The following is a 12,149-nucleotide window of genomic DNA, read 5'->3' on the forward strand; positions in this document are numbered from 1 at the left end:
GAGTTATGGTGGGAGCAAAGCATGCGATATGGGGATGCAACGGGCACCAGAACTCCAAGATCGCGCGCAGTCGGAGCCCTGCCGGGTCAGGGCGGGGTCGGTCAGGGCGGGGTCGGTCAGGCCATGGGTGGGGGTGGGGGCAGGGCGGTCAGGCGAGGGTGGCCAGCATGGTGGGGGAGACGTTGCCGCCGCTGAGGACCAGGATCGTCCGGGCGCCCGGGGCGGCGGTCACCCGCCCGGTGCGCAGCGCGGCGAGGGTGACCGCCGCCGCCGGTTCGAGCAGCAGCCGGGTGGCCGCCATCAGATCCCACCAGGCGGCCCGGATGTCCGCCTCGGTGACCTCCACCATGTCGTCGACCAGGTCCCGGACGTGGGCCAGGGTGAGCCGGCCGGCGAACGGGGCGGCCAGCCCGTCGGCCATCGAGACCGGTCGGGTCGCCGGGCCGTCGCCGTCGGTGCGCAGCGCGTGGCCGACGACGTTGGCGGTGGCCGGCTCGACGCCGACGATCCGGGCCGTCGGGGCAGCAGCCCGGACGGCAGCTGCCACCCCGCTGATCAGCCCGCCACCGCCGACCGGGACCAGTACCAGGCCCGGCGGTGGGCCGTCGGCCAGCAGTTCCCGGCCCAGGGTGGCCTGACCGGCGATGACGTCCGGGTCGTCGAACGGCGGCAGCAGGTGGTAGCCGCGCTCGGCGGTGATCGTCTGACAGGTGGCGAGCAGGTCGTCGGTGAGCACCACCTCGCCACCCCACCGGCGGACCGCCTCGATCTTGGTGGGCACCGCGTGCGGGGGCATGCAGACGACGGTGGGCAGGCCGAAGGTACGACCGGCGAAGGCCACCGCCATGGCGTGGTTGCCGGCCGAGAAGGCGGTCAGCCCGGCCGGGGTCGCCTGCCGTTCGGCCAGGGCGAGCAGCGCGTTCAGCGCGCCCCGGACCTTGAAGCTGCCGGTGTGCTGGAGATTCTCCGCCTTCACCGCGACGTCCAGTCCGAACTCGTCGCCGAGCTGCGGGCAGGGCAGCAGAGGGGTCCGGACGATCCGCCCGGCGAGCCGGCGCTCGGCGGCCAGGACGTCGTCCACGCTGGTCAGTCGCATCGCCGGAGCCTAGCCGCCCGGGTTGGGGGTCAGTCGGCGGCGGAGCGGGGGACGGGGTCGGCCGGCGGGTCGGCGACGGCGAAGACCACCACGTTGTCCCGGTAGTGCCCGACCCGCCGGTCGAAGTCACCACCGCAGGTGATCAGCCGCAGCTCGGGGCCGGGCGTCGGGCCGTACACGGTGGCGGTGGGGAAGGCGTCCTTGGGGGTACGCAGCGTGCCGGTGACCCGGAACGTCACCCGGCGCGCGCCCCGCCACACCTCGATCCGGTCGCCGGGGCGCAACTCGCCGAGGCGGGCGAAGACGGCCGGGCCACGTCGGGAGTCCAGGTGACCGGCGATCACCGCCGGCCCCGGGTCGCCCGGTGCCGGGCCGCCGCCGTACCAGCCGGCCCGGGTGAAGTCCGCCGGTGGGACCAGGGTGCCGGCGCGGTCCAGGCCGAGCGCGGTGAGCGTGGAGTCGACGTCGATCCGCGCCACGCGTACCCGGGTGGGTGGCGCAGGCACGGCGCGCAGCGCGCCGGCACCGGTGGCGCAACCGGCCGCGCAGCCGGGCCGCCAGTCACCGGCCGGGCCCACCGGCCGGGCGGAGCCGTCCGCCGGGCCGGCGTCGGAGTCTGGGCCGGCGTCGGAGTCTGGGCCGGGGGTGGCGGCCGGGCCGGGGGCGGTGGTGAGGCCGAGGCGGGTGTCGGTGGCCAGGCCGACGCCGGTGCCCGCGGCCAGGCAGAGCGCCGCGCCGACCGCGACCAGGGCGGCGGACGACCCCCGCCGGGCGCGGTGCCGCCGGATCGCGAAGCCGGGCCTGGTCACCAGACCGGTCGCCGCCGACGCCGCACCAGCACCGTCGTGCCCACCACCACGGCCCCCGCGAGCAGCCCGCCGGCCACCATCGGGTACGCCCCGAGCCCGCCTGCGGCCAGCCCGCCGGCACCCGCCGGCACGCCACCGGCCGGGGCGACCCCGCCGTCGCGGGCGTCCTCGCGCAGCTCGGTGGTGAGCCCGCCCCGCTTGCCGTCGAGCACCAGCAGCGAGTAGACCCGCCCACCGGCGAGGGTCACCTCGGCGTCGGTGGTCGGGCCGCTGCCACCGCCGAGGCGCAGCCGCCAGCGGCCCGGCTCCACCTGCCGGTAGGCGGTGGTGGTGGCGAACCGGACGGCCTCGGCGACGGTCGGGCCGTCGTCGGCCGTCACGTCGACCACCGGGGCCCGCACGGAGGCCTGGACGACCCGCACCTTCGCCTGCCCGGCTGCCGGGGCGCTGAGGTCGTCGGCGAGGACCCGCAGGCCGAGGTCGGCGTAACGACCCACCCCGGCCACCGTGTACGCCTCACCCGCGTCGACCGCCACCTCGGTGGTGAGCACCGGCGGCTCGCTGGCCGGTGCGCCGGCCTGCCGCATCGCCACCGCGTACCGGCCGGCGGCCAGGGGCAGGTAGCGGGAGACGACGCCGTAGCCGACGGCGGGGAAGACCTGTGGCGCCCCGTTGCCGGGGGCGGAGAGGTAGACGTCCACGGCCGGGGTGTCGGGGGAGAGGTGGGCGAGCCGGACGTAACCGACGTCGCCGGTCGCCGCGGTGGCGGGCGCGACGCCGATGGCGGCCGATGCGGTGCCGAGCAGGAGGGTGCCGGTGGCGGCGAGCAGCCGGCGCGGCGCGGTACGGAGCTGGGGCATCTCGCCTCCGAGGTGGTGTGTCGGTGCCAATCTGGTGTCGGTGCCGACCCACAGCGTCCCGTGAGCGGGACTGGATGGCAAGTCGGACAACTCCGTGTCCCACCGTTTCCGATCAGCGTGTCTCGGCGGGTGTCCCGTGCGGAGTATCCGGTACCGTCCGTTCGTGATCAACGTTCGACGCGCCGTGGTGGCCGACGCCGGCGAGATCGTCCGCCTGCGTGGGGTGATGCTGGCCGACATCGACGCGATGGCTCCCGCGCCGGGCCCCTGGCAGCAGGCCGCCCGGGAGGTGCTGCACCGGCGGCTGGCCGAACCGGCCGACCTGATGGCGGTCTTCGTGGTCGACGACCCGCGCCGGCCGGGTGTGCTGGCGGCCTGCGCGACCGGGACCATCGAGCAGCGCCTCGGCGGCCCCGGCAACCCCGACGGCCTGACCGGGTACGTCTTCAACGTGGTCACCGAGCCGGCGCACCGCCGGCGCGGCTACTCCCGGGCCTGCCTGGAGGCGCTGCTGGACTGGTACCGGCAGCGCGGGGTCGGCAAGGTCGACCTGCGGGCCTCGGCTGCGGGCGAACCGCTCTACCGGTCGCTGGGCTTCGTGCCCACCTCCTTGCCGACGCTGCGGTTGAGCCTGCCGGTGTCGAGCAGGAGGGGCTGACCGGTGTTCGCGCTGCCGCTGACCGGGGACGCCGAGCTGCGCCCGCTCTCGCCGTGGCACGCGCAGGAGTTCCTGACCCATCTGGACCGGGCCCGCGAGCACATCGCCCCCTGGGTCGGGGCGTCCTTCGTGGCCACCGACCTGGACTCGGCCCGCCGGGTGCTGCGCCGGTACGCCGAGAAGTGGGCGGCCGACGCCGGTGGCATCTGGGGGATCTGGGCCGACGGCACCCTGGTCGGCGGGGTGATGTTCGTGTCCTTCGACACGGCGTCCGGGCTAGCCGAGGCGGGTTGCTGGCTGGAACCGGCCGCCGAGGGGCGGGGCCTGGTGACCCGGGCGGCGACCCGGATCGTGGACTGGGCGATCCGGGAACGCGGCATCCACCGGGTCGAATGGCGGACCAGCGTCGGCAACGTCCGTAGCGCCGCGGTGGCCCGCCGGCTCGGGATGCGGCACGAGGGCACCCTGCGCGAGGTCGCACCGGGTCCGGCGGGCCGGGTCGACGTCGAGATCTGGGCGGTGCTGGCCGGGCAGTGGTCGTCGACGGACGGGTCGCAGACCCCCTGACGACCCCTGTTCCATATCGATGGCCTTCCCAAACTCTTCATCGAGTGATATCTATCTCACACCACCACTTCCAGCCCCCAGGAGTGCGACGTGCGGAGATCCCGTCTCGTGTCCCTTGCCGTGAGTCTCGCGGCATCCATCGGCGTGACCCTCGGCGTGGCGGTGCCCGCCCAGGCGGCCCCCACCGACCGTTACGTGGCCCTCGGTGACTCCTACGCCTCCGGCGTCGGTGCCGACAGTTACACCTCCGAGAGCGGCGCCTGCCAGCGCAGCACCAACGCCTACCCGGCGCTGTACAACACCACCGTCAAGCCCGCCTCGTACAAGTCGGTCGCCTGCTCCGGGGCCACCACCACGGACGTGGTCAACAATCAGCTCTCCGCACTGACCTCGACCACCACCCTGGTCAGCGTCACCATCGGCGGCAACGACGTCGGCTTCTCGTCGATCATGACGACCTGCGTGCTCCAGGGGGAGGCCCAGTGCGTCGCGGCCGTGCAGGCCGCCGAGAACAAGGCCCGCGCGGAGCTGCCCGCCAAGCTGGCGGCCGTCTACAACGGGATCAGGTCCCGCGCGCCGTCGGCCCGGGTGGTGGTCGTCGGCTACCCGGTCTTCTACCAGCTCGGCACGGTCTGCGTGGGGCTCACCGCGACCTCCCGCACGAAGATCAACGAGGGCATCAACCTGGTGGACGACATCACCCGCACCGCCGCCACCTCGGCCGGCTTCACCTTCGCCGACGTCCGGTCCATCTTCGTCGGTCACCAACTGTGCAGCTACGGCGAGAAGTGGCTGCACGCGCTGAACTTCGTCAACATCGGCGTGTCCTACCACCCGACGGCGGCCGGTCAGTCCGGCGGCTACTACCCGGTCTTCCGTTCCGCAGCGGGCTGATCCGCAGCGGGCTGGTTCGTGGCGGGCTGGTCCGGTGCCCCATGGCCGTGTCGACCTGTCCCCGGGTCGGCGCGGCCCTGGCCTGATCGGGGACCGTCGGGCCAGGGCGGGGTCGCCTTCTCTCCGCTGGTCCGCTTCTTCCTCCCGGTCGGCCTTTCCCCTGGGGCTCTTCCCGCCGGTCGGCCGATTCCCGCCGGTCGGCCGATTCCCGCCGGTCGGCCGGTTCCCGCCGGTCGGCCGGTTCCCGCCGGTCGGCCGGTTCCCGCCGGTCGGCCGGTTCCCGCCGGTCGGCCGGTTCCCGCCGGTCGGCCGGTTCCCGCCGGTCGGCCGGTTCCCGCCGGTCGGCCCCTTAGCGTTGGTCGGCTTTCTTGCGCCGGTCGGGCGCTTCGGGGGGACGCGGCCGGCTGGTACACGGCGAGGCCGGTATGCCTGTCCGGGTGCTTTGGAGCTGATGACGTTAGCGACTCACGATCCCTGTCGGAGGGGTGACTCGCTAACGTCATCAGCTCGAAAGGGCCCGAGGAGACATCGGTGGGTATCGGGTGCCAGTGTTTCCTGACGGTGGTTGCGCGCCGGGCGGGCTGAGGGTCGGGTGACCTACTCCCGCGTCCTGGCTCTCAGGCTGGCAGGACCTTGTCGATCGCGGTGCGCAGCTCGGCCGAGTCCGGGGTGACCGTCGGTGCGAACCGGCCGGCGACCGTGCCGTCCGGGGCGACCAGGAACTTCTCGAAGTTCCACCGGACGTCCCCGGTGTGTCCCTCGGCGTCGGGGGTGTCGACAAGTGCCGCGTAGAGCGGGTGCCGGGCCGGGCCGTTGACGTCGACCTTCTCGGTCAGCGGGAAGGTGACCCCGTAGTTGACCTGGCAGAACTCGTCGATCGCGGCGGCCGTGCCGGGTTCCTGCCCGGCGAACTGGTTGCACGGCACGCCGAGCACCACCAGACCCCGGTCGGCATACCCGGTGGACAGCTCCTGGAGGGCGGCGTACTGCGGGGTGAGGCCGCAGCGGGAGGCCACGTTGACGACCAGCAGCGCCCGGCCCCGGTAACCGGCCAGGTCGGCGGATCCGCCGGTCAGCGCGTCGATCTCGATGTCGAAGACGGTCATGCCGCGAGGCTACGCGCCCGTGCGCGCCACCCGGGCCACCCCGACCCCGAACCGCCCGAACCGCCCTGCTCACCCCGGGCAGCGAATCGACGGATGCGCATCTTGACGAAGTGATGACGGTGTGAGTAGCGTCTCCCCAACCGATCTGGAAAGTTTCCTAACTGTTTGAGGAGGCGCCCCATGAAGAGATCCCTCCGCCGCGCCCTCTGGGCTGGCGCGGTCGTCGCGCTGACCGTTGCGGCGGTACCGGTGACCTCGGCGTTCGGCGCCGGAAGCGTCACCGCGACATTCGCCTCGGCCCAGGACTGGGGGACCGGCCACGAGGGCCGGGTCACCGTCGCCAACGGCTCCAGCGCCAGCGTCAGCACCTGGCGGATCGAGTTCGACCTGCCGGCCGGCACCACCATCAGCAGCTTCTGGGACGCCGACGTCACCAGCAGCGGCAATCACTACGTGGCGGTGAAGAAGAGCTGGGCCGGGCCGCTCGGCCCGGGAGCCAGCTTCAGCTGGGGCTACAACGGCACCGGGCCGTACAAGGCGCCGCTGAACTGCACGATCAACGGCGCGTCGTGCGGCGGGGGCACCCCGCCCACCACCACGAAGCCGCCGACGACCGCGCCGCCCACGACGACCCCGCCCACGACGACCCCGCCCACCACGGCACCGCCGACTACGGCACCGCCGACCACCCCGCCGGCGACGACCCCGCCGCCCACCACCCCGCCCAGCGGGGACAAGAAGGTCGTCGGCTACTTCGCCGAGTGGGGCGTCTACGGCCGCAACTACCACGTCAAGAACATCGCCACCAGCGGCTCCGCCGCCAAGCTCACCCACATCCTGTACGCCTTCGGCAACACCACAGGCGGCCGGTGCACGATCGGGGACAGCTACGCCGACTACGACAAGGCGTACACCGCGGCGGACAGCGTGGACGGCGTCGCCGACACCTGGGACCAGCCGCTGCGTGGCAGCTTCAACCAGCTGCGCAAGCTCAAGAAGATGTACCCGCACCTGAAGGTGATCTGGTCCTTCGGCGGTTGGACCTGGTCGGGCGGCTTCACCCAGGCCGCGCAGAACCCGGCCGCGTTCGCCGACAGCTGCTACAACCTGGTCGAGGACCCGCGCTGGGCGGACGTCTTCGACGGCATCGACATCGACTGGGAGTACCCCAACGCCTGCGGTCTGAGCTGTGACAGCAGCGGCCCGAACGCCTTCAAGAACGTGATCGGCGCGCTGCGTACCAGGTTCGGCTCGTCCGCCCTGGTCACCGCCGCGATCACCGCCGACGGCAGCAACGGCGGCAAGATCGACGCCACCGACTACGCCGGTGCGGTGGGCAACCTCAACTGGCTGATGCCGATGACCTACGACTACTTCGGCGCGTTCAACGCCCAGGGACCCACCGCCCCGCACTCGCCGCTCACCTCGTACACCGGGATTCCGCAGCAGGGCTTCAACTCCGACGCGGCGATCCAGAAGCTCAAGTCCAAGGGGGTGCCGGCCAACAAGCTGTTGCTCGGCATCGGCTTCTATGGTCGGGGCTGGACCGGGGTGACCCAGGCCGCCCCGGGCGGCACCGCCACCGGCGCCGCCCCCGGCACCTACGAAGCGGGCATCGAGGACTACAAGGTCCTCAAGAACACCTGCCCGGCCACCAGCATCATCGCCGGGACGGCGTACGCCAAGTGCGGCAGCAACTGGTGGAGCTACGACACGCCGGCCACCATCGGCGGCAAGATGACCTACGCGAAGAACCAGGGCCTCGGTGGCGCCTTCTTCTGGGAGCTCTCCGGTGACACCGGCAACGGTGAGCTGATCGGCGCCATCAAGGGCGGCCTCGGCTGAGCCGAGCGCCGACGCACCACCCACACGGGCGGGGAGGGACCACACCGGTCCCTCCCCGCCCGCAATGTCCGGGCAGGTCAGCGTCCGGCCGACCGGGCCCGGTGCTCGCGGGGGGAGAGGCCGAAGTCAGCCCGGAACGCGCGGCTGAAGTGGGCCCGGTCACGGAATCCGCACCGGACGGCGATCTCGTGTATGCCCAGATGGGCCAGGGCCGGGTCGGCGAGGTCCCGGTGGCACCGTTCCAGCCGACGGGTCCGGATCAGGGCCGCCACGGTGCTGCCGGAGGGCTCGAAGAGCCGGTGCAGGGACCGTAGCGACAGGTGGTGCGCCTCGGCCACCGCGGCCGGGGTCAGCTCGGGGTCGTCGAGGTGTCGGGAGACGAACGCCTCGATCCGGGCCCGCAGGCCGGTCGCCCGTACCTCGGTCGGCAGCGTCGCGGTCAGGTCGAGGCGTCCGGCCAGGGTGCCGGTGATCAGGTCCAGGGCGATCCGGTCCAGTCGGGGCGCGTCGGTCGGGGCGTACTGCTCGGGATGCTCGACGACCTGCCGCAGGAACTGGGCCAGCAGCACGCCCATCCCGGTGCCGGCCGGGATCCGTACGGCAAGCAGTTCCTCGACCCGGCCGGCCGGCAGGTGCAGCGCCCCGTGCGGCACCAGCGCGGTCACCGTCTGCAACGGCCCCGACCTGTCGGCGGCGTCCGGTCGGTGCGCGGAGCCGTGCGGCCGGACCGTGTCGACCAGGGTGAACCCGGACGGGTCGAGTGGCCCGTCCCGTCGCCCCTGGAACGCCCTGCCGTGCCCGGACAGCGGCAGGGCGAGCTGGTACAACTCCGGGTCGGTGCTGCGGATCAGCGGGTGTGTGCGGCGCATCTCCAGCGACGGGTACCGCCAGACGCCGAGCCGGACCACCCCCAGCTCGACGACCCGGGCCGCGGCGGGGAAGTCGGCCGCGTGGTCGCTGCTGATCCGGGCCGCCGCCGACTCCCGGGCGACCAGGTCCTGCCAGAAGGCGAACCGGTCGGCCGGCGGAAACCCGGCGGTGTCGATCGACGCCACGGCGAGGATGACCGCCACCTCCCATCGGTCGAGGTCGTTACGGTAACCACAGGATCGCAGTCACCGGCAGGCGGGAGGGCGACGCGACAGGGCCGCCGCGGCCGTGACGGGTTGCCACCTGGCCGGTGCGGTGTGACACACTCGCCGCTCGGCAACCGGTCGACATCCGCACCCGGGGGAGGACGCATGGGATCGAGGTTCCGCACCGCCGGCGTCGTACCGCTGGTCCTGCTGCCGTTCGCCCTGCTCGGCTGCGGTCTGGGTGGGGACGGGGAGGCCGACGGTCAGCCCGAGCGGGCACCCGCCCAGGAGGCGTCCGCCAAGGCCCGCGAGCGGGTCCAGGCGTACCTCGACGCGATGGCGGCCAAGGACCCGGCCGCCGGCCGTAACCAGCTCTGCGCGACGATGCAGGCGGGTTTCGACGCCGCCGCGACCGGGCCGAACGGCGACTTCGCCGACCACTTCCAGGTGCCCGATGCGACGATCACCGACATCCGGACCGGCACCCGGGGTCAGGAGGTCAGCACCACGGTGACCGTTTCGGTGGGGGCGAAGAAGGCCACCCGACCGCTGCTGTTCACCGTCACCAGGGACGGCGCGGACTGGTGCATCGCGGGCGAGGAGCCCGGTGGGCACACCCCGGAGCCGTCGGTCACCCCCTGAGCTCCCAACTGCCGGAACCGCGCCCCTCGCCGCCGCAGCACTCGGACCGTCGCCGTACGCTTTCCCTCATGCGCCATGAGTGGCATCAGCTGAGCTACCCCGCCGTGAGCAGCCCCGGGCTGCAGACCAGCCGCCCCACCGTCGACTCGGCCGAGGACGCCGCCCTCGGTCTCGACAGGTGGCGTGAGCTGCCCCGTCAGCAGATCCCGCCGTGGTCCGACCCGGCCCAGGTCGCCGAGGTGTGCAAGGTGCTCGACACCGTGCCCTCGGTGGTCGCCCCCTACGAGGTCGACCAGCTCCGCCGCAAGCTCGCCCTGGTCTGCGAGGGCAAGGCGTTCCTGCTCCAGGGTGGTGACTGCGCCGAGACCTTCGCCGACAACACCGAGAGCCACCTGCTGGCCAACGCCCGCACCCTGCTCCAGATGGCGATCGTGCTCACCTACGGCGCGTCCCTGCCGGTGGTCAAGGTGGCCCGGGTCGCCGGCCAGTACACCAAGCCCCGGTCGCTGCCCACCGATGCCCGGGGCCTGCCGGCCTACCGGGGCGACATGATCAACGCGCTGGAGGCCGACCCGACCGCCCGGGTCGCCGACCCGCAGCGCATGATCCGGGCGTACGCGAACTCGGCCGCCGCGATGAACATGCTCCGCGCCTACCTGGCGGGTGGGCTGGCCGACCTGCACGCGGTGCACGACTGGAACAAGGGCTTCGTGAAGAACTCCCCGGCGGGGGAGCGCTACGAGGCGATCGCCCGGGAGATCGACCGGGCCATCGCGTTCATCCGGGCCTGCGGGATGACCGAGGACGACGCGCTGCGTACGGTCACCCTCTACTGCTCGCACGAGGCGCTGGCCCTGGAGTACGACCGGGCGCTCACCCGGGTCTCCGACCGCCGGGCGTACGGGCTGTCCGGGCACTTCCTCTGGATCGGCGAACGGACCAGGCAGCTCGACGGCGCGCACATCGACTACATCTCCCGGATCGCCAACCCGATCGGCGTGAAGCTCGGCCCGACCACCAGCCCGGACGAGGCGATCGAGCTGTGCGAGAAGCTCAACCCGGAGAACATCCCGGGCCGGCTCACCCTGATCAGCCGGATGGGCAACCACAAGGTCCGTGACGCGCTGCCGCCGATCGTCGCCAAGGTCACCGCGGCCGGGGCGAAGGTGGTGTGGCAGTGCGACCCGATGCACGGCAACACCCACGAGTCCTCCAACGGCTACAAGACCCGGCACTTCGACCGGATCGTCGACGAGGTGCTCGGCTACTTCGAGGTGCACCGGGGTCTGGAGACCCACCCCGGGGGCATCCACGTCGAGCTGACCGGCGAGGACGTCACCGAGTGCCTCGGCGGCGCCCAGGGCATCGAGGACCTCGACCTGCCCGGCCGGTACGAGACCGCCTGTGACCCGCGGCTGAACACCCAACAGTCGCTGGAACTGGCCTTCCTGGTGGCGGAGATGCTGCGTGGCTGACCGCCCGAGCGGCCCGGCCGGTGACCCGACGGGAGGGCGGGGCACGGCGCCTGCCGACCGACGGGAGGGTGGGCACCTCGGCGACCCGGGCCCGGTGGTGGACCTGCGCTCCGACACGGTGACCCGGCCGACCGCCGGGATGCGGGCGGCGATGGCCGCCGCCGAGGTCGGTGACGACGTCTACGGCGAGGACCCGACGGTCAACGCGTTGGAGGCCGAGGTCGCCGCGCTCTTCGGGCACGAGGCGGCCCTCTTCGCCCCGACCGGCTCGATGGCCAACCAGATCGCCCTGCAACTGGTCGTCCCACCCGGCGACGAACTGCTCTGCGACGCCGACGCGCACGTGGTGACGTACGAGGTCGGCGCGGCGGCGGCGTACGGCGCGATCTCCTCGCGGACCTGGCCGGCCCTCGGCGCGGCCGTCGACCCGGACGTGGTGGCCGGGATGATCCGGCCGGACGGTTACTTCGCGGTGCCGACCCGGGCGATCGCCGTCGAGCAGACCCACAACCGTGGCGGTGGCGGGGTCATCCCGCTGGCGACCCTGCGGGAACTGCGCCGGGTCGCCGACGCCGCCGGCCTCGCCCTGCACTGCGACGGCGCCCGGATCTGGCACGCGCACGTCGCCGACGGTGTGCCGCTGCACGAGTACGGCGCGCTCTTCGACACCCTGTCGGTCTGCCTCTCCAAGGGCCTCGGCGCACCGGTCGGCTCGCTGGTCGTCGGCAGCGCCGAGCAGATCACCCGGGCCCGCGTCCTGCGTAAGCGGATGGGTGGCGGGATGCGGCAGGTCGGGGTGCTCGCCGCCGCCGGCCGGTACGCCCTGACCCACCACCTCGACCGGCTCGCCGACGACCACGCCCGCGCCGCCCGGCTCGCCGAGGCCATCGCCCCGTCCGGGGTGCTGGCCGGGCCGGTGCGTACGAACATCGTCCCGCTGGACCTGACCGGGCACCGGCTCGACGCCCGTGCCCTGGCGACCGCCGCCCGCGCGGAGGGGGTGCTGCTGTCGGTGCTCGGCCCGCGTACCGCCCGCCTGGTCACCCACCTCGACGTCGACGACGCCGCCATCGACCACGCCACCAAGATCCTCCCCCACCTCCTGACCCCCTGAACCCACC

12 protein-coding genes are annotated in these 12,149 nt (G+C 73.2%); 7 read left to right on the top strand and 5 right to left on the bottom strand.

From position 1 onward, the window contains the following. Nucleotides 1–148: 148 nt before the first annotated feature. Genes AC0AIB_RS30160 through AC0AIB_RS30170 form a run of 3 tightly spaced genes read right to left on the bottom strand, consistent with a single transcriptional unit; the run spans nucleotide 149 to nucleotide 2,765 of the window. A complete protein-coding gene (locus tag AC0AIB_RS30160; RefSeq protein ID WP_328344313.1) occupies nucleotides 149–1,096 on the bottom strand; it encodes a threonine ammonia-lyase in 948 nt (315 codons plus the stop codon). A 29-nt stretch (nucleotides 1,097–1,125) separates the two neighbouring features. Further along, nucleotides 1,126–1,905, bottom strand: coding sequence for a class F sortase (locus tag AC0AIB_RS30165; protein ID WP_328344315.1), 780 nt, complete (start codon nucleotides 1,903–1,905; stop codon nucleotides 1,126–1,128). After that, nucleotides 1,902–2,765, bottom strand: coding sequence for a DUF4397 domain-containing protein (locus AC0AIB_RS30170; protein WP_328344317.1), 864 nt, complete (start codon nucleotides 2,763–2,765; stop codon nucleotides 1,902–1,904). The genes AC0AIB_RS30165 and AC0AIB_RS30170 overlap by 4 nt, the downstream gene beginning before the upstream one ends. 163 nt (nucleotides 2,766–2,928) lie before the next feature. Here AC0AIB_RS30170 and AC0AIB_RS30175 point away from each other — a divergent pair, with 163 nt between their 5' ends. From AC0AIB_RS30175 to AC0AIB_RS30185, 3 genes are all read left to right on the top strand, one after another. Further along, a complete protein-coding gene (locus AC0AIB_RS30175; RefSeq protein WP_328344319.1) occupies nucleotides 2,929–3,423 on the top strand; it encodes a GNAT family N-acetyltransferase in 495 nt (164 codons plus the stop codon). Between the two features lie 3 nt (nucleotides 3,424–3,426). After that, complete coding sequence (locus tag AC0AIB_RS30180) at nucleotides 3,427–3,990, top strand: GNAT family N-acetyltransferase (RefSeq protein WP_328344321.1); 564 nt, start codon at nucleotides 3,427–3,429, stop codon at nucleotides 3,988–3,990. A gap of 90 nt (nucleotides 3,991–4,080) precedes the next feature. Further along, nucleotides 4,081–4,884: an SGNH/GDSL hydrolase family protein gene (locus AC0AIB_RS30185; protein WP_328344323.1), complete on the top strand. Its 804-nt coding sequence runs from the start codon at nucleotides 4,081–4,083 to the stop codon at nucleotides 4,882–4,884. A 617-nt stretch (nucleotides 4,885–5,501) separates the two neighbouring features. Here AC0AIB_RS30185 and AC0AIB_RS30190 read toward each other — a convergent pair. After that, a complete protein-coding gene (locus tag AC0AIB_RS30190) occupies nucleotides 5,502–5,990 on the bottom strand; it encodes a glutathione peroxidase (RefSeq protein WP_465097979.1) in 489 nt (162 codons plus the stop codon). Nucleotides 5,991–6,170: 180 nt separating this feature from the next. Here AC0AIB_RS30190 and AC0AIB_RS30195 point away from each other — a divergent pair, with 180 nt between their 5' ends. Continuing rightward, entirely contained in the window at nucleotides 6,171–7,835 is a 1,665-nt protein-coding gene (locus tag AC0AIB_RS30195) for a glycosyl hydrolase family 18 protein (RefSeq protein ID WP_465097980.1), read from the top strand. 77 nt (nucleotides 7,836–7,912) lie between these two features. On the opposite strand, the gene AC0AIB_RS30200 is transcribed toward AC0AIB_RS30195, so the two are convergent. Beyond that, nucleotides 7,913–8,908: an AraC-like ligand-binding domain-containing protein gene (locus tag AC0AIB_RS30200; RefSeq protein ID WP_328344329.1), complete on the bottom strand. Its 996-nt coding sequence runs from the start codon at nucleotides 8,906–8,908 to the stop codon at nucleotides 7,913–7,915. Between the two features lie 168 nt (nucleotides 8,909–9,076). Here AC0AIB_RS30200 and AC0AIB_RS30205 point away from each other — a divergent pair, with 168 nt between their 5' ends. The 3 genes from AC0AIB_RS30205 to AC0AIB_RS30215 all read left to right on the top strand — a co-directional run bounded on the left by AC0AIB_RS30205 (nucleotide 9,077) and on the right by AC0AIB_RS30215 (nucleotide 12,142). Then, nucleotides 9,077–9,553, top strand: a complete 477-nt coding sequence (locus tag AC0AIB_RS30205; protein WP_328344331.1) for a hypothetical protein — start codon at nucleotides 9,077–9,079, stop codon at nucleotides 9,551–9,553. Nucleotides 9,554–9,621: 68 nt separating this feature from the next. Further along, nucleotides 9,622–11,028, top strand: a complete 1,407-nt coding sequence (locus AC0AIB_RS30210) for a class II 3-deoxy-7-phosphoheptulonate synthase (protein ID WP_328344333.1) — start codon at nucleotides 9,622–9,624, stop codon at nucleotides 11,026–11,028. A gap of 94 nt (nucleotides 11,029–11,122) precedes the next feature. Beyond that, on the top strand, nucleotides 11,123–12,142 hold the full coding sequence (locus AC0AIB_RS30215) for a threonine aldolase family protein (protein ID WP_328348712.1): 1,020 nt from the start codon (nucleotides 11,123–11,125) through the stop codon (nucleotides 12,140–12,142). The last annotated feature ends 7 nt before the right edge of the window (nucleotides 12,143–12,149 follow it).

Source organism: Micromonospora sp. DSM 43699, from assembly GCF_055517075.1.